The organism is Yinghuangia aomiensis, from assembly GCF_039542225.1.
GTDB classification, from domain to species: domain Bacteria; phylum Actinomycetota; class Actinomycetes; order Streptomycetales; family Streptomycetaceae; genus Yinghuangia; species Yinghuangia aomiensis.
In genome coordinates, this window is the sequence record NZ_BAABHS010000001.1 from 336,665 (window position 1) to 359,487 (window position 22,823).

22 protein-coding genes and 1 pseudogene are annotated in these 22,823 nt (G+C 71.1%); 8 read left to right on the forward strand and 15 right to left on the reverse strand.

Annotation, left to right across the window (positions count from 1 at the left end; genetic code table 11):
- Positions 1-28: 28 nt before the first annotated feature.
- The 3 genes from ABEA93_RS01420 to ABEA93_RS01430 all read right to left on the reverse strand — a co-directional run bounded on the left by ABEA93_RS01420 (position 29) and on the right by ABEA93_RS01430 (position 3,909).
- Positions 29-1,972, reverse strand: coding sequence for an ATP-binding cassette domain-containing protein (locus ABEA93_RS01420; RefSeq protein WP_345673343.1), 1,944 nt, complete (start codon positions 1,970-1,972; stop codon positions 29-31).
- Between the two features lie 168 nt (positions 1,973-2,140).
- Complete coding sequence (locus ABEA93_RS01425; protein ID WP_345673344.1) at positions 2,141-2,464, reverse strand: DMT family transporter; 324 nt, start codon at positions 2,462-2,464, stop codon at positions 2,141-2,143.
- A 29-nt stretch (positions 2,465-2,493) separates the two neighbouring features.
- Positions 2,494-3,909 (reverse strand): APC family permease, encoded by a 1,416-nt coding sequence (locus ABEA93_RS01430; protein ID WP_345673345.1) that lies wholly within the window; start codon positions 3,907-3,909, stop codon positions 2,494-2,496.
- Between the two features lie 273 nt (positions 3,910-4,182).
- Between ABEA93_RS01430 and ABEA93_RS01435 the strand changes: the two genes are divergently transcribed.
- From ABEA93_RS01435 to ABEA93_RS01445, 3 genes are all read left to right on the forward strand, one after another.
- A complete protein-coding gene (locus ABEA93_RS01435) occupies positions 4,183-5,619 on the forward strand; it encodes an aldehyde dehydrogenase family protein (RefSeq protein WP_345673347.1) in 1,437 nt (478 codons plus the stop codon).
- A gap of 73 nt (positions 5,620-5,692) precedes the next feature.
- Positions 5,693-7,093, forward strand: a complete 1,401-nt coding sequence (locus ABEA93_RS01440; protein ID WP_345673348.1) for an NAD(P)/FAD-dependent oxidoreductase — start codon at positions 5,693-5,695, stop codon at positions 7,091-7,093.
- A gap of 152 nt (positions 7,094-7,245) precedes the next feature.
- Positions 7,246-7,782, forward strand: coding sequence for an Lrp/AsnC family transcriptional regulator (locus ABEA93_RS01445; protein ID WP_345673349.1), 537 nt, complete (start codon positions 7,246-7,248; stop codon positions 7,780-7,782).
- Positions 7,783-7,889: 107 nt separating this feature from the next.
- On the opposite strand, the gene ABEA93_RS01450 is transcribed toward ABEA93_RS01445, so the two are convergent.
- Both ABEA93_RS01450 and trxA read right to left on the reverse strand, forming a co-directional pair.
- Positions 7,890-8,405 carry a DUF7144 family membrane protein gene (locus ABEA93_RS01450; RefSeq protein ID WP_345673350.1) on the reverse strand — a complete coding sequence of 172 codons (516 nt, stop codon included), beginning with the start codon at positions 8,403-8,405 and terminating at the stop codon, positions 7,890-7,892.
- 401 nt (positions 8,406-8,806) lie between these two features.
- Positions 8,807-9,217 (reverse strand): annotated as a pseudogene (gene trxA, locus ABEA93_RS01455) (thioredoxin); the annotation flags it as partial.
- A 261-nt stretch (positions 9,218-9,478) separates the two neighbouring features.
- On the opposite strand from trxA, the gene ABEA93_RS01460 reads away from it, so the two are divergent.
- Positions 9,479-9,739, forward strand: coding sequence for a hypothetical protein (locus ABEA93_RS01460; RefSeq protein ID WP_345673351.1), 261 nt, complete (start codon positions 9,479-9,481; stop codon positions 9,737-9,739).
- Here ABEA93_RS01460 and ABEA93_RS01465 read toward each other — a convergent pair.
- The 9 genes from ABEA93_RS01465 to ABEA93_RS01505 all read right to left on the reverse strand — a co-directional run bounded on the left by ABEA93_RS01465 (position 9,720) and on the right by ABEA93_RS01505 (position 18,269).
- Positions 9,720-10,601: a hypothetical protein gene (locus ABEA93_RS01465; protein ID WP_345673352.1), complete on the reverse strand. Its 882-nt coding sequence runs from the start codon at positions 10,599-10,601 to the stop codon at positions 9,720-9,722. The two genes, ABEA93_RS01460 and ABEA93_RS01465, sit on opposite strands and share 20 nt — an antisense overlap.
- 60 nt (positions 10,602-10,661) lie before the next feature.
- Positions 10,662-11,402, reverse strand: a complete 741-nt coding sequence (locus ABEA93_RS01470; protein WP_345673546.1) for an ABC transporter permease — start codon at positions 11,400-11,402, stop codon at positions 10,662-10,664.
- Positions 11,403-11,467: 65 nt separating this feature from the next.
- The gene (locus tag ABEA93_RS01475) at positions 11,468-12,436 is read right to left on the reverse strand and encodes an ABC transporter permease (protein ID WP_425584769.1); all 969 of its coding nucleotides are present in this window, start codon (positions 12,434-12,436) and stop codon (positions 11,468-11,470) included.
- A complete protein-coding gene (locus tag ABEA93_RS01480) occupies positions 12,433-13,686 on the reverse strand; it encodes an ABC transporter ATP-binding protein (protein WP_345673353.1) in 1,254 nt (417 codons plus the stop codon). The genes ABEA93_RS01475 and ABEA93_RS01480 overlap by 4 nt, the downstream gene beginning before the upstream one ends.
- Positions 13,687-13,692: 6 nt before the next feature.
- Positions 13,693-14,901, reverse strand: coding sequence for an ABC transporter substrate-binding protein (locus tag ABEA93_RS01485; protein ID WP_345673354.1), 1,209 nt, complete (start codon positions 14,899-14,901; stop codon positions 13,693-13,695).
- Positions 14,902-15,288: 387 nt separating this feature from the next.
- Complete coding sequence (locus tag ABEA93_RS01490) at positions 15,289-16,164, reverse strand: ABC transporter substrate-binding protein (RefSeq protein WP_345673355.1); 876 nt, start codon at positions 16,162-16,164, stop codon at positions 15,289-15,291.
- Between the two features lie 149 nt (positions 16,165-16,313).
- The gene (locus ABEA93_RS01495; protein WP_345673356.1) at positions 16,314-17,132 is read right to left on the reverse strand and encodes a serine hydrolase domain-containing protein; all 819 of its coding nucleotides are present in this window, start codon (positions 17,130-17,132) and stop codon (positions 16,314-16,316) included.
- A gap of 34 nt (positions 17,133-17,166) precedes the next feature.
- Complete coding sequence (locus ABEA93_RS01500) at positions 17,167-17,724, reverse strand: arsenate reductase/protein-tyrosine-phosphatase family protein (protein WP_345673357.1); 558 nt, start codon at positions 17,722-17,724, stop codon at positions 17,167-17,169.
- Between the two features lie 116 nt (positions 17,725-17,840).
- On the reverse strand, positions 17,841-18,269 hold the full coding sequence (locus ABEA93_RS01505; protein WP_345673358.1) for a (4Fe-4S)-binding protein: 429 nt from the start codon (positions 18,267-18,269) through the stop codon (positions 17,841-17,843).
- Between the two features lie 193 nt (positions 18,270-18,462).
- On the opposite strand from ABEA93_RS01505, the gene ABEA93_RS01510 reads away from it, so the two are divergent.
- Together ABEA93_RS01510 and ABEA93_RS01515 are read left to right on the forward strand one after the other, a co-directional pair.
- Complete coding sequence (locus ABEA93_RS01510; protein WP_345673359.1) at positions 18,463-19,296, forward strand: SDR family NAD(P)-dependent oxidoreductase; 834 nt, start codon at positions 18,463-18,465, stop codon at positions 19,294-19,296.
- A 150-nt stretch (positions 19,297-19,446) separates the two neighbouring features.
- The gene (locus ABEA93_RS01515) at positions 19,447-20,148 is read left to right on the forward strand and encodes a restriction endonuclease (protein WP_345673360.1); all 702 of its coding nucleotides are present in this window, start codon (positions 19,447-19,449) and stop codon (positions 20,146-20,148) included.
- A 50-nt stretch (positions 20,149-20,198) separates the two neighbouring features.
- Here ABEA93_RS01515 and ABEA93_RS01520 read toward each other — a convergent pair whose 3' ends face one another.
- Complete coding sequence (locus ABEA93_RS01520) at positions 20,199-20,423, reverse strand: FmdB family zinc ribbon protein (RefSeq protein WP_345673361.1); 225 nt, start codon at positions 20,421-20,423, stop codon at positions 20,199-20,201.
- Positions 20,424-20,712: 289 nt separating this feature from the next.
- Here ABEA93_RS01520 and adh point away from each other — a divergent pair, with 289 nt between their 5' ends.
- Together adh and ABEA93_RS01530 are read left to right on the forward strand one after the other, a co-directional pair.
- A complete protein-coding gene (gene adh / locus ABEA93_RS01525) occupies positions 20,713-22,230 on the forward strand; it encodes an aldehyde dehydrogenase (RefSeq protein ID WP_345673362.1) in 1,518 nt (505 codons plus the stop codon).
- Between the two features lie 44 nt (positions 22,231-22,274).
- A complete protein-coding gene (locus ABEA93_RS01530; RefSeq protein ID WP_345673363.1) occupies positions 22,275-22,658 on the forward strand; it encodes a DUF779 domain-containing protein in 384 nt (127 codons plus the stop codon).
- Positions 22,659-22,823 lie beyond the last annotated feature (165 nt).

A 22,823-nucleotide genomic window follows, 5' to 3' on the forward strand; every position in this document is an offset into this window, starting at 1 on the left:
CCCCCGCACCGGCGTTGTTCGTCCGGTCCTAGCGGTCCTGCTGCAACTGCCAGAGTTCCGCGAACAGGCCTTCTGCCTTCACCAGTTCGTCGAAGGTGCCGCGTTCGCGGACCCGGCCGTGCTCGAGTACGACGATCTCGTCGGCGAAGGCCACGTTGGCCAGGCGGTGGGTGACCAGGACGACCGCCCGGTCCTGTGCCTGTTCGCGGAGGCCTTTGAAGATGCGGTGTTCGGCTCGCGGGTCGAGGGCGCTCGTCGGTTCGTCGAGGACCACCAGGACGCCGGGGCGGTAGTACGCGCGGGCCAGGTTGATGCGCTGCCACTGGCCGCCGGACAGGTCGGTGCCGCCCATGAACTCGTGGGCGAGGCTGGTGTGCAGGCCGTGTTCGAGGCCGTCGACGACCTCGTCCGCGCCGGACGCGGCCAACGCCCGTGCCATGGCCGCGTCGTGGTCGGCGCGGGGCTGGCCCGCGGTGATGTTGTCGCGGGCGACCAGCGGCCAGTGGACGACGTGCTGGGTCAGGTAGCAGATGTGCTTCCACGCGGCCCGAGGCGCCAGGTCGCGGGTGTCGCGGCCGTCCCAGGTCACGCGCCCGGTGGTCGGCATGTAGAGGCCGGTCAGCAGGTTGGCGAGCGTGGATTTGCCGGAGCCGTTCTCGCCCACCAGGGCGACGATCTTGCCGACCGGGACCTCCAGGTCGACGCCGTCCACCGCGGGCTTCTTGCGGCCTTGGTACGTGAACCCGACGCCTTCCGCGCGGAACACCCGCGGCTTCGGCAACTCATCGCCGCCGCGGCGGAGTTCCATGCGGTGACCGCCCGCGCGGTCGAGGAACTGCTGCCAGTTGTCCATGTACAGCCCGGTCCCGTACATGCTCGTTCCCGCGCCCACGATGCCGCCCAGCGACGTGCTCACCGTGCGCAGCGCGATCACCGCGGTGCCCGCCGCCGCGACGCTCATGCGGTGGGTGGCCAGCAGCCACACGACCGCGCCCCACACGAGCCCCGCGGCCGCGCCGCCCGCCAGGGCGCCGAGGATCGACACGCGTGCGGCGCGGGCGGCCGCGGCTTGGGTGATGCGCTGGACTTTGTCGGCGTGCTTCTCGTAGACGGCCAGCAGGTGCGGGGCGAGGGTGAAGGCGCGGAGCTGGTTGGCGCGCCACTCGTCGGCGATCTGCCATCGCAGGTTGTTCAGCAGGACGCGCTCGTGCTGGGTCTCGGTGCTCGTCTGGTACTCGATGCGGGCGGCGCGCACGGCGGCGATGCCGCGCGGGATCGCGCCGAGGAGCAGCAGCGGCAGCAGGACGGGGTGCAGGTAGGTGATGACGGAGGCTGCGGCGGCGAACGACGCGGCCGCGGCGATCACGTCCTGGGAGTGGGTGAGGAGGGTGCGCATCGACTGTGCGCCCCGGTCGGCGGCGTCGTATTCGGCGACGAAGCCGGGGTGGTCGTACGCCTCCAGCTCGGCCGACGCGATGGCTTCCAGGAGCAGCGCCTCGGCCTTGCGGTTGATCTGCGGAGTGAGCCGTTGGGACAGGTAGACGACCGCGACGCCGAGTCCGGCGCGGGCGCCGACGGCCCCCGCGAGCAGGCACAGCGACGGTGCGGCGTCGCGGAGCCGGGCGAGCACGTCGCCGGAGGCGATGACCGCGGTGATGGTGGCGGTGGTGGCGAGCAGCCCGGCGGCTTCCAGCACGCCCGCGGCGACCTGGCAGGCGAGAAGCGCGAGCAGGGCGCGGCGGTCGACGTCCCAGACGAGGCGTAAGGCGGTGCCGATGAGTCGGGGGAGACGGGTGGCCATCGCCCGCGTGGTGACTTTGTTGAGGACGGCGTCGGTGTCGGCGAAGGAGGAGACGAAGCGGAGTTCTTCGTCGGCGGGGGTGTCGTCGAGCGACTCGTGTGGTGAGGGGGCGCGGGGGGCGGGGATTTCGGTGGAAGTGCGGTCGTCCGGGTCGGGTGCATCGGTCGGCATGGGCATCCCTCCAGGACCGCGCGGCGCGCGCGGAACGCCTATGCTGCGCCCGGGCGTGCGGGGTGCGGGAGGGGCGCACGGAAGCGTGCGGGGTTCGGGGGCGTGCCGGCCCGGAGGCGGGTTGCCTCCGGGCCGGTCGGGGAGAAGCCGGGCCGTGCGCCGCAGCTTTCAGTGCGCCCCCGTCACGTTCAGCACCACCACCCCGCCCACGATCAGACCGATCCCGGCGATCGTCCACACGTCGACCGGCTGGTGCAGGAACAGCACCCCGATGGCGACGATGAGGGCCGTCCCCACGCCCGACCAGATCGCGTACCCCACGCCCACATGCAGCCCTTGCTGGAGCCCCTTCGCGAGCATGAAGAACGCCGCCCCGTACCCGGCCAGGCAGACGGCCGTCGGAAGGGGCCGGGTGAAGCCGTCGGTGGACTTGAGCAGGCTGGTGGCGACGACTTCGGCCACGATCGCGAAGCCGAGGTAGACGTAGGGCATGGGCCGTCCCCGGGGGAGTCGGTGCGCGGTCAGCGGCGGTCTTGGACCTTCGTGCGGTACAGCCACAGGCCGACCGACGTGGCCAGGACGCCGAGTGCGATGCCGAGTTCCTTGTAGCCGCCGTAGCCGGTGATCTTGAATCCGGTGGCGCCGACGACCAGCACGGCCGTGAGGAACGCGGCGAGCAGCCAGGCGAGCGGCACGAAGAAGCCCGGGAGCTTGATCGGGCGGGCGAGGTCGGGGCGGTCCTTGCGCAGCATCGCGTAGCCGGAGATGGCCAGGATGTGGGTGAGGATGTAGCCCAGGTTGCCGGTCACCACAATGGCCAGCGGGGTCTTGAGGAAGACCAGCGCGAGGATGTTGATGACCAGGGCGACGGTCAGGGCGCGGGCCGGGACGCCGCGCCGGTTGAGGACGCCGACCTGCTTGATGGTCGTGCCTTCCTTGCCCATGTTGTAGAGCACGCGGGAGCCGTCGGCCAGGCCGGTGATCATGATGAGCAGCAGCGACGCGATGAGGAAGACCACCATGAGGTCCGCCGCGCCGCCGATGAGGTCCTGGAACGCGCCCACGTAGAAGGTCGTCGGGTCGCCCGCGATGCGCTCTTCGCCGAGGTAGCCGGACAGGGCGAGGGGCAGCAGGATGAACACGCCGAGAGAGAAGAGCACGCCGGCGCGCAGTGCGCGGGACGTGTCGCGGACGGTGTCCTTGTACTCGGGGGCGAACGTCGCGCAGACCTCGACGCCGAAGGACGTCCACGCCATCACGTACAGCCACACGAGCGCTTCGCGGATGCCGCTTGCGCCGTGCAGGTTCCAGTGCAGGTTGCCGGCGCTCCAGTCGCCGGTGAAGAACGGCACGAAGATGAACACGGCGAGCGGGATCAGCAGCATGCCGCCGGTCACGTAGACGACCCACATGGCGACGTGCAGGCCGAACATGGCCGCGGCGAAGAGCAGGAGCACGATGCCGATGCCGACCGCGATCGGGAAGGTGACCGTGGCGGGCCCCAGCTCCCAGCTCCAGTCCTCGTCGGGGAACCACTGGGCCTGGACGAGCGAGCCGATGATGCCCGCGTACACGGAGAGCGACGTGGTCCAGGCGAACCAGTAGCCGATGCTGGCCAGCGGGCCGACGAACGGGGCGCGCTGCTTCCAGCCCTCGGTGGCGTAGTGGGCGATGCCGCCGGACGACTCGGGGAACATCGCGGCCAGCTCGGAGTAGATCCAGTTGGCGCCGGTGGCCAGCACCATGGAGGCCGCCCACAGGGCTATCGCGCCCCAGGCGCCGAGGCCTCCGATGGAGGCGCCGAGCGAGGCGATGAGGGCCGCGGGCATGGCCAGCGACATGGCGAAGCCGTCGTACCAGCGCATCTTCTTGGCGAGCGCCGGCTGCTCTCCGGCGGAGCCGGGTTCGGTCGGCGGCGTGGAGACCTGGGCGGACATGGGCGTGCCCTTCGGGGTGGGGGTGGGGTGGGGTGGGGGAGGTGCGGGAACGGGACTGCGAAGGGCTCCGTTATAGGCGTGTCGATTTGGCGGTGTCAACGGTTGTTCTGCTGATCGAGCAAAGAAAGCAACCTGGAATTGCTGAATCTGAAGTATTGACAGCTCCAAGTTGCTGGGTGGACGCTGGCGGGGTCACCGTACGGGTGAAGCCGTACGAGTCCGCTTGATTACCGGGCAACTCGGGCAACCAGGTACAAATCGGAGAGATATTCCATGAGCACCCGCTACCAGCTCTTCATCGACGGCGCGTACGTGGACGGCACCGGCCCCGACTCGTACGAGGTGCGCAGCCCCGCCACCGGCGAACACGTCGGCACCATCCCGATCCCGTCGGCCGCGGACCTCGACGCCGCCGTCAAGGCCGCCAACGACGCGCAGGCCGCGTGGGCCCGCGTCAACGTCTGGGAACGCGCCAAGGTGTGCCACCGCATCGGCGACGAACTCGCCAAGCGCGTCGACGAGTTGGCCCGCCTGCAGACGCTGGAGCAGGGCAAGCCCCTGGCCGAGTCGGTCGCCGACATCGAGGAAGCCGCGCAGCTGTTCCACCTGCACGCCGAAGACGCGGTGCGCCTGCACGGCGAGACGATGCCGTCGACCGTCGACAACAAGCGCATGTTCACCTTCCACGCGCCGGTCGGCACCTGGGGCATCATCACGCCCTGGAACTTCCCGCTGCTCATGCTCGCCGAGTTCGTCGCGCCCGGCCTCGCCACCGGCAACTCGCATGTCGTCAAGCCCCCGGCCAACACGCCGCTGACCGTGCTCAAGGCCATGGAGGCGTTCGTCGCCGCGGGCCTGCCCGAGGGCCTGGTCAACATCGTCGCGGGCGAAGGCGCCACCGGCGACGCGCTCGTGCGGCACCCCGGCATCGACGCGATCGGCTTCATCGGCTCGTCCGCGACCGGCGCGAAGATCCAGGCCGCCGCGGGCCTCAAGCGCTCCATCATGGAGTGCTCCGGCAACGGCCCCCTCGTCGTCCTCGCCGACGCCGACCTCGACGCCGCCGCGGCCGCGGCCGTCTACGGCGCGCACCTGTGCTCCGGCCAGGTCTGCTGCGCCACCGAGCGCGTGATCGTGCACGCCGACGCGCACGACGGCTTCGTCGAAGCCGTGCTGCGGGCCGCCGAAAAGGTCGTCCTCGGCGACCCGTTCGACGCCGCGACCAACCTCGGCCCGCTCAACAACGAAGGCGTCGCCGCCAAGATGGACCGGCACATGGCCGACGCCCGCGACCGCGGCGGGAAGATCCTGACCGGCGGCGGCCGCCGGTCCGGCACGCCGACCGACCTCTACTACGAGTTCACCGTCGTCGACGACGTCCCGGTCGACAGCCTGCTGTCCCGCGAGGAGTCCTTCGGCCCGGTCGTCCCGATCATCACCGGCGCGAACGACGACGAACTCCTGCGCATCGCCAACGACGACAAGCTCGGCCTCCAGGGCGCCGTGTTCACGCAGAACATGGGCGCCGCGTTCCGCTTCGTCGAGGAGATGAAGGTCGGCCAGGTCGTCGTCAACGACAGCACCTGCTTCTGGGACATCAACATGCCGTTCGGCGGTGCCGGCGGCCGCGGCACCGGCTGGGGCCGCATCGGCGGCAAGCACACCCTGCTCGACATGTCGGACCTGCGCACCGGCGTGTTCAGCCTCTGACCGCACCACCGGTCCGGGTCCCGGCCACCGGGACCCGGGCCCTACGGGGGAACCCCAGACAAGGATCGATCCCATGACCCGCGACGCCCACCGGGCTGCGCTGCGCACCACCTCGCCGACGGCCTTCTGGCTCGACCGCCCCGAACGCCCGGCCGCCCTCCCGCGGTTGACCGCCGACACCACCGCCGACCTGGCGATCGTGGGCGGCGGCTACACCGGGCTGTGGACGGCACTGCTCGCCAAGCAGCGCGAGCCCGGCCGCGACGTGCTCGTGCTGGAGGCCGGGACCTGCGGCCACGCGGCCAGCGGCCGCAACGGCGGCTTCCTCTCGCCCAGCCTCACCCACGGCCTGTCGAACGGCGCGGCCCGTTGGCCCGGCGAGATCGACACCCTCCAGCGGCTCGGCAACGCCAACCTCGACGCGTTCGAACGCGACCTCGACACGCACGGCATCGACTGCGGCTTCGCCCGCACCGGCAAGGTGTCCGTCGCCGCCACCCCGTGGCAGGCCGCCGCGCTCCGCGAAGCCGCCGCCCTCGGTGCCGAGCACGGTGAGAAGTCCCGGCTCCTCGACGGCGCCGAACTCCGCGACTGGGTCGACTCGCCGATGTGGGGCACCGGCCTGTGGCAGCCGGACTACGCGCTGGTCGACCCGGCCCGGCTGGTCTGGGGCCTGCGCGACGCGTGCCTCGCGGCGGGGGTCCGCATCGCCGAGCACACCGAGGTGACCGGGCTGGACAGCAAGCCCGCCGACCGGATCCGGCTGACCACGCCGTACGGCGAAGTCGCCGCCCGCCGCGTCGCGTTGGCCACCAACATCTACCCGCCGCTGCTCAAGCGCTTCCGGCTCAGCATGGTCCCGGTCTACGACTACGCCCTCACCACCGTCCCGCTGACCGACGACCAGCTCGCCTCCATCGGCTGGACCGGCGCGCACGGCATCACCGACGCGGGCAACCAGTTCCACTACCTGCGCAAGACCGCCGACAACCGCATCTTGTGGGGCGGCTACGACGCGATCTACCCGTTCGGCGGCCGCGTCGACGAGGCGCTCACCCAGCGCCCGGAGACCTTCGGCACGCTCGCGGCGCAGTTCGCCGAGACGTTCCCGGCGCTCGCCGACGTACCGTTCTCGCACGCGTGGGGCGGCGTCATCGACTCGACCACCCGGTTCTGCATGTTCGCGGGCACCGCCGCGGCGGGCCGGATCGGCTACGCGCTCGGCTTCACCGGGCTCGGCGTGGGCGCGACCCGCTTCGGTGCGGACGTCGTGCTCGACCTGCTCGAAGGGCGCGCCACCGAGCGCACCGGGCTGGAGATGATCCGCCGCAAGCCGCTGCCGTTCCCGCCCGAACCGGTCCGCTACGCGGGCATCCAGGCGACCCGCTGGTCGATGGCCCGCGAGGACCTGAACGGCAAGCGCAACCTGTGGCTCCGTACCCTGGACCGGCTCGGACTCGGCTTCGACTCGTGACCCCGCCCGGGGGCACCGGGGCCGCGGACACGCGGCGGAACGCACGGCAGGCGAGAGACGGGGGCGCGATCATGGGTGGCCACGACCACACGCAGGAACCAGGGGCCGGTGGGCTGCCGGCGCCGGCGCCACGAGAACCGCGGAGCAGTCGCATGAACGCAGGCCTGGACGACATCGACCGGAAGATCATCGCGATCCTCCAGGCGGACGGCCGGCGGGCATACAGCCAGATCGCGGAAGACCTCGGCATCCCCGCCTCGTCGGTGCGCTACCGGGTGCAGCGGCTGGAGGACAACGGCGTCCTCCAGATCGTCGGCATCGCCAACCCGCTGACCATCGGCTTCAACCATCTCGCGATGATCGGCATGCGGGTCCGGGCCGGCACGGCGCAGGACGTGTGCCGGGCGCTGCGGGAACTCCCGGAGACGTCGTACGTGATCGTCACGGCCGGCCACTACGACGTCATGGTCGAGGTCATCTGCCGCGACACCGAGCACTTCACCGATCTGGTGACGCGGCGTATGCACCTCATCGACGGGGTGGTGTCGACCGACTCGTTCTTCGTCCTCGAAGTGCACAAACTCGCGTACGGCTGGGGTGTGGGCGCGGTCGACGCCGCGGAGACCGCGCGGCTCGACGCGGCCGGCGGCGAGGACCACCGGGGCATGGACCAGCGGGGACAGCGCTGACCGGACCCGGCGGGCCCCCGGGGCGCCCCGGAAGGCGGCAGGACGAAGGCCGGCGGCCCGGTCGCGCGTGATGCGCGACCGGGCCGCCGGCCGTTCCGCGTCCGGGGTTATCCGCCCATGCCGCCCGCCGGCGGGTGGCGCTCGGTGGAACCCATCTGGCTGCGGTCGGCCGCCTGGCTCGCCTGCCATTCGGCCGCTTCCGCTCGGGACATCGACTCCTCGTTCATCCCTTGGGCCATCTCCCACTTCGCGGTCAGTGCGTACAGGACAACGACGTCCAGCGCGATCACGACGATCGACCATGCCGGGTGTGCGGCGATGAAGGCGATTTCGCCGATGATGTTGAGCATCGCCAGGGCGATCGCCACGTACCGGGACCAGCTCGCCCCGGCCAACAGGCCCATGCCGGTCGCCAGTTGGAGTGCGGCGAAGCACAGCAGGATGACGCCCCACGTGGTGTAGCTGCGCAGCAGCAGCTGGTCGTTGGCGACGACGTAGTAGCCGTTCCGGAAAAGCGCGGTCAGGCCCTGGAAGAGGTTCAGGATACCCAGCACCAACAGCGTGAAGGCCGCGAAGGCGACCCATCCGGACCACGCGTTGAATCCGCCGGAATTGCGTGACATGAGGTGCTCCCCTGTGACAGCCGGACGCCGACGTCCGGACTGGTAGCCAGTTGCACTCACTCCACGCTAGACCCATTTATCAGTATTTGTCCCTTTCGGGAGTTTCCTTGAGGCGGCCGCACCGCGAGCCCGGTCACGCGAAAGCCCGGTCTCCGGGGAGACCGGGCTTTTCTACGGCGTGTGAAACGGAAGGAGCCCCATCCGCTTCTCGCGGACCCTGATTGCGCGGTGCACGGCCTTCGAAGGACCGCTTCTCCGCGTCTGTCCTCTGCGGACCCCTTCCGTTCCTCCCAGTAGAACTCCACGGAGTGCCCGGTGCAAAACACCGGGCCCGGGAACGGCGGGGCGGCGGGTCCGCGGCCGGGCGGCCGCGGACGCCCGGATCAGGCCGGCGGGACCGATCAGGCCTGGGCCGGACCGTCACCGTTCGGCGACGGGGTGCCCGCGTCCGCCTTCTCCGACTCGATCTGCTGCTTCACCGCGTCCATGTCCAGGCCCTTGGCCTGGCCGATGAGGTCGACCAGCGCCGCCTCGGGCAGCGCGCCGGGCTGCGCGTACACCATCACGTTGTCCCGCACCAGCATGATCGTGGGGATCGAGCTGATCGAGAACGCGGCGGCGAGTTCCGGCTGGGCCTCGGTGTCGACCTTCGCGAACACGACGTCCGGGGTCGCCTCGGAGACCCGCTCGAACGTCGGCGCGAACTGGCGGCACGGACCGCACCACGCGGCCCAGAAGTCGATCACGGTCAAGCCGTCACCGCTGACCACCTCGTCGAAGTTCTCCTTGGTCAGTTCGACCGTCGCCATGTTCCTCTCCGTCCTGCGTCAGTGGGTACGGCTGTGCAACGAATCAAGCGCCCGAAGCATTCCGCACTCCGGTCCGGCGTCGCCGACCGGGGCAATCCGGAGCCTTCCGGGCGGGCCCCGCAGGCGCCCCCACCAGCCTGCCCGCTGCCGGGGCGCCGAACCCGGAATCCCGGGGGAAGGCGGCGTCACGCCTGTCACTCGAGCCCCATAGGCTGTGGGCTCATCCGTCCAAGCTCGTGCGTTCCGCAGCCGAGGAGTCCCGCCATGCGCTACACCCGCCGCAGCGTCGTCAGCCTCACACCCGCCGAACCCGGGTGGGACATCGAGGTCGTCCGGACCGGCGAGGAAGCCGTGCTGTGCCCCGTCATCGCGTGGGCCGTGGTCGTCGTCGACGCGCAGCCCGACGGCACCGCCGAGACCGCCGTGGAACCCGCGTTCGTCTACGACGGCGCGGTTTTCACCCCCGCGGAGTTCGCCCACTCGGTCGGCGAACTCGAGTACCAGCTCATCGAGCCGGAAGACTGACCTGCTCCGCCCGGTCGGCGGGCGGCGGCGGATCACCGCCCTCGCCGAACCGGGCCAGCGCGATCGCCCCCGCCACCGCAAGCAGGAACCCCGCGACCGCCACCGGCACGAAACCCGCGCGGCTGCGGTCGCCGAGGAAGACGATCCCCGCCGCGGCCGGCAGCACCGTCTCGCCGACCACCAGCGCCGCCGCGACCGCCGTCACCGCACCGCCCTGCAACGCCGTCGCATACATGAGCATCGTGACCGCTCCGGCCAGCAGCACCGTCCACGCCGCCGGATCACGCCACAGGTCGGCGATCGCCACGGTCGTGACGATCCGGCCGGCAAGCGCGATCAGCCCGAAGCCCAAGCCCGACGCCAGACCGAGCAGCCGCGAACGCCACGGCTCGGGACGGCGCGCCGCCCACATGCCGAACAGGCCGATGACGGCGACCGCGCCGAGCAGCGCGTACCGGAACGCGTCCGACGTCTCCGACGGGCCCTCGCGCCCCGCGCTCAAGCCCAGCAGCGCCAGACCCGCGCAGACCGCACCCACCGCCGTCCACTCGCGGCGGCCCAGCGCCACGCCCAGTACGGGCACCGCGATCACCGCCGTCACCGCGAGGTTCGCCGCCTGCGCCGCCTCCACGGCGAACACCGGCAGCTCCGCGAGCGCGACGAGCTGCGCCGCGAAACCGACCAGGTCCAACGCCGTTCCGGCCACGAACGGCCACGTCTTGAACACCCGCACCAGCAGCCGCGGGTCGAGCCCCGCCGCGGGACCGGCCGCCTCGGTGCGCCGGGTGCCGAGCGCCTGCAGAACGGTGGCCACGCCGTAGCAGACGGCGGCGACGGCGGCGGCGACGAGCGAGACGACCATGCCGCCACCGTACGGCCGCACCAGGGCGGCCACCGGCCGGGACACGTCCCGGCCGCACCCTCACGCCTTCGTGCGGCCCCGGCCGCGCCGGCCCACCAACTGCGCCGCGAGCACGGCCAGCACCGACACGATGAGCATCGCCGAACCGATGACGTTGATCTGCGGGGGAGTACCGCGCTGCGACGCACCCCAGACGAACATCGGAAAGGTGACGGTGTCGGGGCCGGCGTTGAAGTTCGTGATGATGAAGTCGTCGAAGGAGAGGGCGAACGCGAGCATCGCGCCCGCGGCGATGCCGGGTGCGGCCAGGGGGAGCGTCACACGGAGGAACACCTGGACGGGGGAGGCGTAGAGGTCTCGCGCGGCCTCCTCGACGTTCGCGTCCATGCCGAGCACGCGCGCTTTGACGGCGGTGATCACGAAACTCACGCAGAAGGTGATGTGCGCGATGAGGATCGTGGTGAAGCCCGCGTCCATGCCCATGCCCAGGAACAGCATGCCGATGGACGCGGCCATCACGATCTCCGGCATCGCCATCGGCAGGAAGATCAGCGAATTGACCGGGCCACGCGCCCGGAACCGGTAGCGGGCCAGCGCGAACGCCGCCAACGTGCCGAGGACCGTGGCGCCGAGGGTCGCCAGCACGGCGATCTTCAGACTGAGCGTGACCGAGTCGCACATCCCGGCGACCCCGCACGGATCGGTCCACGCGTCCGTGGAAAAGCTCGACCACTCGTAGTTGTAGCGGCCCTTCGGCTTGTTGAAGGAGAAGGCGACCACCACGACGTTCGGCGCGAGCATGTAGACGAGCGTGCCGAGGCCGGCGACGACCACGAGATTGCGCTTGAGCCAGGACCAGACGGCCGTCAAACGAGGTCCTCCGTCCCGGCGCGGCGGATGTAGACGGTGACGATCGCCAGGATGACCGCCATCAGGACGAACGAAAGCGCGGCCGCGGTCGGATAGTCGTGGACCTTCAGGTAGCGCGCCTGGATGACGTTGCCGATCATCGTCTCCTGCGGCGCGCCCAGCAGCTGCGCGTTGATGTAGTCGCCGGACGCCGGGATGAACGTCAGCAGCGTGCCCGCCACCACGCCCGGCATCGACAGCGGCAGCGTGACGCGGCGGAAGACCGCGGCGGGGCTCGCGTACAGGTCCCGCGCGGCCTCGTGCAGGCGCGGGTCGATGCGCTCGAGCGAGGCGTACAGCGGCAGGATCATGAACGGGAGGAAGTTGTACGTCAGTCCGGTCACCACCGCGAGCGGGGTCGCCAGGACGCGGTCGCCCTCGGTCAGGCCGAGCGTCGCGGTCAGGTTGGTGATGTGCAGGTCGTTGAGGTAGCCGACCACCGCGCCGTTGTCCGACAGGATCGTCTTCCAGGCGAGCGTGCGGACCAGGAAGCTCGTGAAGAACGGGGCGATGACGAGGACCAGCAGGACGTTGCGCCAGCGTCCGGCGCGGAAGGCGATCGTGTAGGCGAGCGGGTAGGCCAGGATCAGGCACAGGACCGTCGCGCTGCCGGCGTAGTAGAGCGAGCGCAGGAAGTGCTCGTCGTACTCGGAGAGCGCGTCGGAGAACGTCGACCACGACCACGTGACGCCGAACCCCGTCTCCAGGGAGCCGGACGACACCGACATCTTCGCCTGGTAGTAGACCGGGACAAGGAAGAACAGCACCAGCCACGCGATGCCGGGCAGCAGCAATAGGTAGGGGGCGCGCCGGATTTCGCGCCAGAAGGCGTGCAAGGCCCGGCGGAAGGGGGAGGCCGGGCTGGGCTTGGGCTTGGGCGTGGTCCCGGGTTCCGGTCGGGCTTCGGAATGGGCGGCCGCGGTCACCGGAGGGGCTCCGGGGCGGGTTCTTCGGCCGGCGCCTCGGCCGTTGCCGGGCTTGCTTCCGCCGCGTCCGCGGTGTCCGCGGTATCGAGGCCGAAGCCGTGCTTGGGATCCCAGTGGAGGAGGACCGGGTCGCCCACGCGCGGGCGGTAGTCGTCGCGGTTCTGGGCGAAGACGACCAGCTCGGGGCCTTGGTGGGTGCGGACGCGGTACTCGGTGGAGACGCCGATGAAGCCCGCTTCGGTGACGATGCCGGGCATGCGGTTGCGTCCTGCGGACACGGCGCGGATCTCGTCGTCGGAACCGGCCTCGGCCATGGTGATCTTCTCGGGGCGGATGCCCATGACGAAGGTGTCGCGGGTGGCGGTGCTGCGTTCGGCGGGCAGGGTCATGCGGCCGCCGAAGACGTCGAGCTGGAGATGGCCGCCGCGCCGTCCGGTGACGCGGGCCGGCAGCAGGTTGGACTGGCCGAGGAAGTTCGCCACGAAGGCGGTGCGGGGGGACTCGTACAGCTCTTCGGGGGAGCCGAGTTGTTCGATCATGCCGTCGTTCATGACCGCAATGGTGTCGGCCATGGTCATGGCTTCTTCCTGGTCGTGGGTGACGTGCACGAACGTGATGCCCACCTCGGTCTGGATGCGCTTCAGCTCGAGCTGCATCTGGCGGCGCAGCTTGAGGTCGAGCGCGCCGAGGGGCTCGTCCAGGAGGAGGACCTGCGGGCGGTTGATGAGCGCGCGGGCCAGGGCGACGCGCTGCTGCTGGCCGCCGGAGAGCTGCGCGGGCTTGCGGTCCGACAGGTGGCCGAGTTGGACGAGGCCGAGCATCTCCTTGACCGGTCCGGCGACGTCCTTGCGGCCTTTGCGGCGGAGGCCGAAGGCGACGTTCTCGGCGACGGTGAGGTGCGGGAAGAGCGCGTAGCTCTGGAAGACGGTGTTCACGGGGCGCTTGTGGGGCGGGAGCGCGGTGATGTCCTCGCCGCCCAGGCGGACGCGGCCGGAGGTCGGCTTCTCGAGTCCGGCGATCATGCGCAGGGTCGTGGTCTTGCCGCAGCCGGAGGCGCCGAGGAGGGCGAAGAAGGATCCGGCGGGGATCTCCAGGTCGAGGGGGTGGACGGCGGTGAATTTGTTGAAGGCTTTGTGGAGGGAGAGGAGTTCGACGCTGCCGGGGGCGTTGCCGGGGGTCTCATCGGGGGCGTCGCCCGGCGTGCCGGAGCCGTCCGGGCCGGGGGACTTGAGTGGCGTGGTGTCGTCCATGGCCGGTCACGCGCCTGTGAGTTTGGCGAACGCGGCCTCGTAGCGGCTTTCCTCGTCTTCGGTGAGGGCGCGGACGGCGTGGCCCTTCGCGGTGACTTCGGGTGTCGGAAGGACGAGCGGGTTGTTCGCCATGTCGGGGGATATTTTGAGGAGTTCGTCGCGGATGCCGGACACCGGCGAGATGTAGTTGATGGAGGCGACGAGCTGGGCGGCGACGGGCGGCTGGTAGTAGAAGTCGACCAGCCTCTCGGCGTTGTCCTTGTGCTGGGCCTTGATGGGGATGAGCAGTTCGTCGGTGGACGAGGCGTAGCCGTGGTCGGGGATGACGAACTCGACCTCGGGGTGCTCGGCTTTGATCTGGACGAGGTCGCCGGACCAGGCGAGGCAGGCGGCGATGTCGCCGGAGCCCAGCTCCTGCGCGTAGTCGTTGCCGGTGAAGCGGCGGATCTGCTGTTTGTCGACGGCCTTCTGGACTTTGTCGATCGCCGCGTTGAAGTCGTCGTCGGTGAACTTCTCCGGGGACTTGCCCATCGCGAGGAGCACCATGCCGATGGTGTCGCGCATTTCGGTGAGCAGCGAGACCTTGCCCTTGAGCTTCTCGTTGGTCAGCAGGTCTTCGACGGATGTGGGGCGGAAGCCGTCGGTGGCCTTGGCGTTGTAGGCGATCAACGTGGAGAGTTCGGCCCACGGGTAGGCGAATTCGCGTTGCGGGTCCCAGGAGTTGCCGCGGAAGCGCGCGTCGAGGTTCCGGGCGGCGTTGGGGACGTTGGCGGGGTTGTATTTCTGGACGTAGCCGAGCCGGACCATTTTGGCGGCGAGCCAGTTGGTGAGGACGATCAGGTCGCGCTTGGTGTCCTTGCCCTTGGCGAGCTGGGGCTGGATCTTGGCGAAGAACTCGTTGTTGTCGTTGATGTCTTCGGTGTACTTGACCTTGAGGCCGGTCTGCTGCGTGAAGGTTTCGAGGGTGGGGTGCTTGGACTTGTCCTTGTCGTCGACGTCGATGTAGAGGGGCCAGTTCGAGAAGACGACGTCGGCGTCGCTGCCGCCCCCGCTGTCACCGCAGGCGGCGGCGAAGGTGCCGGTGGCGGCGAGGAGTCCGGTGGCGGCGGTGCCGCGCAGGAGGCTTCGGCGGGAGAGCGCGCCGCGGCCGGAGGTGAGGGACCGGACGGCGGCGGCTCTGGTGGGCGGGGAGAGGCGGGAGAGGAAGGAGTGCACGTGGAGCCTCCTGGCGGATGGCAGGGGGGAGGGGGCCCTAAGGAGCTGCGGCGAACGGGCGTCGGAGGGAGTGACGGGCACACACGCGGGCGTTCACGCACGCAGGCAAGCGCACAAGCAGAAAGACGCCGGATTCGGTGCCGAAAACGCGATTGCGGTACCGGTTCCGCTTGGGCATGAACGATTCCGGCACGAGATCGCGCGAGCAATGGACATCTTGTCAATTTCGGACACAGAAATTGACGGTGTGTCAGAAACCCGTGCGTGTCGCGGACTTGATGGGCGGACACGTCCGGGATGTCCACCCTAGGGGATCGGCCCGGTCGGTTGGCGTGCGCACTGCCTCCTCGCGAGGCCAAGCGCACGAACGCCGCAGCCTGCGCACTGCTACTTGCGAGACCGCGCGGCGTCCCGCAAAGCCTCCGCGAGTCCGGTGAGGAAGCGGGCGTGGGCGTCGGGGCTCGGTGGGAGCTCCGGGTTCCACGGGAGGAGCCGGGTGCGGCCGGCGAGGGCGGGGTCCGTCGGGCCGGCGTGGGCGCGGGCGTCGGTCAGGACGATGTCCGGCTGCCAGGAGACGACTTCGTCCCATGTGGCGGTGTGCCAGTTGATGCCGGGGCCGTCGGGTGGTTCCGGCAAGGTGGCGCCGAGGGCGCGCAGGGCGGTGAGGTCGGACCAGGTGTGCGGGCGGGCGACGTAGACCTGGTCCGGGCCCGCGGATGAGACCGCGGTGATGCGTATGTCCGCGGCGGATGCCGCGGTGGCGCGGAACAGGCTTTCGGCCTCGTCGAGTTCGTGTGCCGATTCGGACCGCGCGGGTGCGCCGAGGGCGTGGGCGAGTTCGGCGAAGCGCTCCCGGATTCCGGCGAGGCCGCGGTCGGCGGCCACGGACAGTGCCACCACCGGGACGTGCTCTTCGAGGTGCTTGGCCGCCTCGGGGGCGATCGCGTAGACCGCGCTGCCGCCGTACGTGACCGCGACCAGCAGGTCCGGCTCGGCGGCCAGCAGCGTGCCGACGTCGAGCCCGGCCCCGGCGCCGAGGTACGGCACGTCGCCCATCGGAAGACGGCCGGTCTTCGCCGGATCCGCCTGTGTCTCGTCGTCGTGCGGGGATCCGAAGACGCCTGCCGGGCGGATCCCGTGGTCCCACAGTGCCGCGCCGGCCTGCACGTAGGTGACGACGCGCCGCGGGCGCTCTGGCGCGCTCGCCAACTGTGCGCGGTCGTCGAGGAATTCCCACGGTGTCCGGTCATGCGGGTGGCTCATGCTTCCCCCGATGCTCGTCCGGCGGTTTGTCCGGTATCGGTCTCCGGCCAGTCTCGGGGGTGTGCCGGGCTCGCGGCCAGCGGCTTTGTGGCCGTTGCGCCGGCGCGCGCAAAACGGCCGAAGCCGGGGTGGGTGGGGATGAACCTTCGTCAGCCGCGGGCGAGTTCGGCGACGATGGCGTCGTTGAACGGCGGCCACGCCTCGATCGCCCACGGGCCGAAGTCGCGGTCGGCCAGGGCCACGGTTGCGGCGCGGGCCTCGGGGTCGACCCACAGGAAGGTGCCGGCCTGTCCGAAGTGGCCGAAAGTCGCGGGGGAGTTGGTGGCGCCCGTCCAGTGCGGCGACTTGGTGCCGCGGATCTCGACGCCGAGGCCCCAGTTGTTGGGACGCTGCAGCCCGTAGCCGGGGACCACGCCGTCCAGGCCGGGGAACTGCACGGTCGCCGCCTCGGCGACGGTCTCCGGCGCGAGCAGCTTGGGGGCCATCAGCTCGGCGGCGAACTTCGCCAGGTCGGCGATGGTGGAGACACCGCCCGCGGCAGGCGACCCGTCGAGGCTGCTGTCCGCCATGCCGAGCGGGCGGAAGACCGCCTCGTTCAGGTAGACGCCGAACGGGATCGCGCAGGCCTGCTCGACGTGCCGGGCCAGGACCTCGAAGCCCGCGTTCGAGTAGATGCGGCGCTGTCCGGGGCGGGCCATGACCCGCTCGTGGTCGAAGGCGTAGCCGGCGGTGTGCGCCAGGAGGTGGCGGACCGTCGCGCCCTCGGGCCCCGCGGGCTCGTCCAGCTCGATGCCGCCTTCCTCGACCGCGACCAGCACGGCGTACGCGGTCAGCGGCTTGGTCACCGACGCCAGCGGGAACCGGTGCCCGGCCGGTCCGTGGACGCCCGCCACGCTCCCGTCGGCCCGGACCACCGCCGCGGCGGCATGGGGGACGGGCCAGGACTCGATCACGCGCAGGCTTTCCACGGGACGAGCTTATGCGAGCACGCCGGGGCGCCCGTCACACGTCCAGGCGCGGCAGCACGGTGGCCATCAGGCCGTCGATCTCGGCCGCGCAGGCGAGGTAGTCCTCGACCTCGCCGCCGCCGGGGTCGACGACGTCCTCCCACGCCGGATCGAGCGGCACGGTGTCCAGGGACAGCCCGGCGACGCGCTCGGCGAGCGGTGCGGGGCCGTCGGCGAGGTCCCGGGCGAGCCGGTGCAGCGTCGCGGTCTTGGCGGCCGCTTCCGGATGGTTGCGGCGGATGTACGTGACGTGCTCGCAGGCCAGCGCCACGACGACGGCGGCCTCGGCGAGGTGCTCCGCGGTCAGCTGCGTGCTGCGGTGCGCGTCCGCGGTGATGGCGAGCGTTTCGAGGGCGCGCCGGGTCCGCCAGCTGACCGGCTGCCCTTCGATGACGAACGTGCCCGCGGTGCGGACCGGCCGCGCCGGGTAGGCGCGCGCGGCCAGGACGCCGGCGATCACCGAGCGGGTGGCGTTCCCGGTGCAGATGAACAGCAGCGGCGCGGCATCGGCGGGTGCGGGCGCGGGCGAGCCGTCGGCCGGACGTTCGGACATGTCCGCAGGGTAGCGGGGCGGCCGTGCGGCATGGTGAACGGGCGTTCGAAGCGCTCGGCTGTGCGGACGCGAGGGGTGCGGCTGCGGAGGCCCGTGCGGCGAATGCGCCGTCCGGCTCACTTCCAGTTCTTGTCCTCCAGCAGGCAGGCGTTGCTGCCGTCGCAATAGGGCTGGTTGCCGCTGTGTCCGCAGCGGCACAGGGCCGCGCGGGTTTCGTGCGTGTGCTTGCCGTCGGGCGTGCGCAGCACCAGGTGGCCGCGTATCACCAGCGGGCCGCCGGGCACCGCGGTGATCGTCGTCGGGTGCTGCGGGTCCTCGGGGGCGCCGCCGGTGACCGTGTAGTGCAGTGCGCCGCTCGGGCACCGCGACACGACTTCGGCGATCTCCTCCGGGGACGCGCCGTCCGGGTCCACCCAGGGCCTTCGGCCGGTGTCGAACACCGGGGGCAGGCCGCGGACGCACTCGCCGGAGTGCAGGCAGCGGTGCGCGTCGAACGTCACCGTGACGTTCTTGCCTTCGTAGACCTTGGCGGGGGTGTCGGTCATGTCCGTGCCTCCGTGCTTTCGTGCTCGGAGCGAGGTTGTCCCGATGTATCCCGTTACCCGGGGGGCCCGCGGTAAACCGGGCCGGCGGGACGGGCGGCCGGAGCGGCGGGCGGCCGCGCTTGACCTTGGTCGCGAGGACGGCCACGATGCAGGAATCTGACGTTCCGTCAGATATCTCGAGAACGTGGAGGCGATGTCCGTGCTGAACCCCGAACCGCTGGCCGGACGTGTCGCCGTCGTCACCGGGGGCGGCGCCGGTATCGGCGGCGGCGTGTCGCGGCTGCTCGCGCAGGCGGGCGCCCTGGTCGTGATCAACGACATCGAGGCGGAATACGCGGAAGCCGCCGCGAAGGACATCACCGAAGCGGGCGGGCAGGCCATCGTCGTCGTCGGCGACATCCGCGAGCCGGAGACCGTCGTGCGGCTCCGCGACGCGGCGCTCGGCGCGGCCGGCGGCCGGATCGACGTGCTGGTCAACAACGTGGGCGACTACCGTCCGTCGTCGGTCTTCCTGCGCAGCACGGAAGAGGACTGGGCGGCTTCCCACGCGATCAACTTCGAGCACGTGCTGCGCGTGACGCACGCGATCCTGCCGACCATGGTCGAGCAGGGCTCGGGCAGCATCGTCAACGTCTCGACGGTCGAGGCGATCCGCGGGATCCCGGGATGCCCGGTGTATTCGGCGTACAACGCGGCGGTCATCGCGTTCACCAAGAGCCTCGCCGTGGACGTGGCCCGCAAGGGCGTGCGCGTCAACGCGATCGCCCCCGACATGGCGGACACCCTGCAGACCCCCGCCGAGGCGATGCTGCGCGGCCGCGACCCGAAGCTGATCGGCTCGTGGATCCCGCTCGCCCGGTTCGGGCAGCCGGAGGACTACGCACGTGTCGTGCTGTTCCTCGCCTCCGACGACTCCGGGTTCGTCACCGGGCACCTGATCCCCGTGGACGGCGGCACCATCGCGGCGAGCGGCTGGCACGGCAAGGCCAACGGCAAGGGCTGGACCAACCTGCCCGACCAGGCCTGACCGCCCCCGCACCGCCGGGACGTTTTCCGCGGGCTCGCGCGACCGCTGGTGCGGTTTGCGCGAGCCCGCGGTATTTCCGGGCCCGCCGGGGAACCACCCGCACGAGTTCGATCGTCAGGCGGGGAAACCGGGCGGCAGGGGGCGGGCGGTATGGCGCGGCGGCAGGCGTACGGGACTCCGAGACGCAGATCGTGGGCGGCGCTCGGCGCGCTGCTCGTGCTGGTCGAAGGCGTCGGCATCGGAGCGTGGATCGCGGTCCGTGAGGACGACCGGGCGGAGGTGCCGTGGCTGCTCGGCGTCTCCTGCGCGGTCGGCGGCGCCGCGGCGGTGGCGGCCTGGTGGCGGCTCACCCGGGGCGGGCGGACGGCGCAGCCGCCGTGGGACCGCCTCGGCTACGCACGCACCTCGGTCCTGCACACCCTCGGCCGGATGGATCCGGTGCGGCTCGGCGACCACGTCGCGGAGCTGTGCGCGCGCGACGGCGTGCGCGAGGTGGAGACGTCGCGGGTGGCCGGCGACGCGCGCTCGGTCGACGTGCTGGGCACGCTGGCGGACGGCACGCGCGTGGTAGTGCGCTGCCGCACCGAATCGCACGCCTCGACGGTGTCGGGGGCCGTGGTGGAACGGTTCGGGGCGGTCGCGGCCTATGCGGGGCGGACCCTCGTGCTGGCGTCCACCGCGGGCTCGTTCTCGCCGAAGGCCCGCGCGCTGGCCGGCCGCGTGCAGTTGGTCGACCAGCGGGCGCTGGCGCGGTGGCAGGTCGACGGCGAGGTACCCGCGGGGTTGGCGGCACCCGCCCCCGTGCCCGAGCCGGGCAAGGCGCGGAAGCCGGGACGCAGCCCGGCATCCTGACGCCGCGTACTGCGGTCGGGCCGCCGCGGGATTGCGCCGGCCTGGCGGCGTCAGCCGCAGCAGCCTCCGCCGCAGCACCCGCCGCCCCCGGCCGGCCGCGGCGCGGGCGCCGGAGCGGATCCGGAACCGCCGCGGGCGATCCCGACCGCGGACAGCAGCTTCACGGTGTCGTCGTGCCCCGCGGGGCAGGCCGCGGGCGCGGAGGACTCGGCCATCGGCCGGTTGACGGCGAACGTGTCGCCGCAGGCACGGCAGCGGAACTCGTAGGTGGGCATGAGGGAAGAGTAGCGAGCGGGCCCCGCTACAGTGCCACCAACCGGTCGGCCGACCTCACCGCCGAGTTCGAAGCGGACCTCGCCGACATCCGGCGGCTCGTCGAAGCGGTCGCCCGCCGCGACGCCTGACCGAGCGCCCGACCGCGACGACCTGCCGCGACGCACCGTCCGCGTCCGATCACCGCGAGCCCTGGTGCAAAGTCCCGCACGGTACTAGTTTCCTGGCATACCCGAGGGCCCACCGCCCTTGTGCGGCAGGGCTCTTCGTCGTGCGCGCCGAGGAGGACACGTGGTGTACCAACGGCCCGGAACGGCCGGCAGCGTCATCGACTTCCAGGACAGGTACGACAACTTCATCGGCGGCAAACACGTACCGCCCGTGCTCGGACAGTACTTCGCCGACGTCTCGCCGGTCACCGGGCAGCCCTACTGCGACGTCGCCCGCTCCACCGCCGAAGACGTCGAACTCGCCCTCGACGCCGCGCACGCCGCGGCCGACGGCTGGGGACGCACCAGCGCCGCGGAACGCTCCCGCGTCCTGCTGCGCATCGCCGACCGCATCGAGGAGAACCTGGAACGCCTCGCCGTGGCCGAGACCTGGGACAACGGCAAGCCGGTGCGCGAATCGCTCGCCGCCGACCTGCCCCTGGCCGTCGACCATTTCCGCTACTTCGCGGGCGTGATCCGCGGCCAGGAAGGCTCGATCGCGCAGATCGACGACGACACCGTCGCCTACCACTTCCACGAGCCGCTCGGCGTCGTCGGCCAGATCATCCCGTGGAACTTCCCGCTGCTGATGGCCACGTGGAAGCTCGCCCCGGCGCTCGCCGCGGGCAACTGCGTGGTCATCAAGCCCGCCGAGCAGACGCCCGTCACGATCCTGCTCCTCATGGACCTGATCGCGGACCTGCTGCCGCCCGGCGTCGTCAACGTCGTCAACGGCTTCGGATTCGAGGCCGGGAAGCCGCTGGCGAGCAGCAAGCGGGTCGCGAAGATCGCGTTCACCGGCGAGACCACCACCGGCCGCCTGATCATGCAGTACGCCAGCAACAACATCATTCCGGTGACGCTGGAACTGGGCGGGAAGAGCCCCAACATCTTCTGCGCCGACGTCCTCGCGGCCGACGACGACTACCTCGACAAAGCCGTCGAAGGCTTCGTGATGTTCGCGCTCAACCAGGGCGAAGTCTGCACCTGCCCGTCGCGGGCGCTCGTCCACGAGTCGATCTACGACGCGTTCATGGAGCGCGCGCTGGCCCGGACCGCGGCGATCGTGCAGGGCGATCCGCTGGACCCGGCCACCATGGTCGGCGCCCAGGCGTCCAACGACCAGCTCGAGAAGATCCTGTCCTACCTGGACATCGGGCGGCAGGAAGGCGCCGAGGTGCTGGCCGGCGGCAGCCGCAAGATCGTGCCCGGGCTGGAGGACGGTTACTACGTCGAGCCGACCGTGTTCAAGGGCACCAACGACATGCGGATCTTCCAGGAGGAGATCTTCGGGCCGGTGGTGTCCGTGGCCACCTTCCGCGACGACGCCGAGGCGCTGCGCATCGCCAACGACACCCTGTACGGGCTCGGCGCCGGGGTGTGGACGCGCGACGCGACACGTGCGTACCGCATGGGGCGCGAGATCAAGGCCGGACGCGTGTGGACGAACTGCTACCACGCCTACCCCGCGCATGCCGCGTTCGGCGGCTACAAGGCCTCCGGCATCGGCCGTGAAACGCACCGCATGATGCTCGACCACTACCAGCAGACCAAGAACCTGCTCGTCAGCTACAGCCCGAAGAAGCTGGGCTTCTTCTAAGCGCCGGGATCACGCGCACGGACCCGTCGGAGAGAGGGGCAGGGATGCCGGAGAAAGTCGCGATCACCCCGGAGGCCGCCGCGCTCGTCGGCGAACTCGTGGCGCAGCACGGGCCGCTGATGTTCCATCAGAGCGGCGGGTGCTGCGACGGGTCGTCGCCGATGTGCTACCCGCGCGGCGAGTTCCTGGTCTCGGACGCCGACGTGTACCTGGGCGAGGTCGCCGGGACGCCGTTCTACATCAGCGCCGCCCAGTACGCGTACTGGCGGCACACCCATCTGACCGTGGACGTGGTGCCCGGCCGCGGCGGCGGGTTCTCCGTCGAGGCGCCGACCGGATTGCGGTTCCTCATCCGGTCGCGCGTGTTCTCCGACGCGGAAGCCGCCGAACTGGCGGAGGAACCGGTCCGCACCGGACCGGCCGGGTGACCGAGGTCACAGAAATGGAGGAAAACGCCCCTTCCGGGCGGCGCCGCGGGTCCTCGCGACGCCGTCCGGCGCGTCCGCGGGCGGACCCTACTGCCGTGTGGCGGAACGTTTCTGACGGTCGTTCATGGATTCCGTCAAATAACCGCATACGTGGTCGCAGGGGTC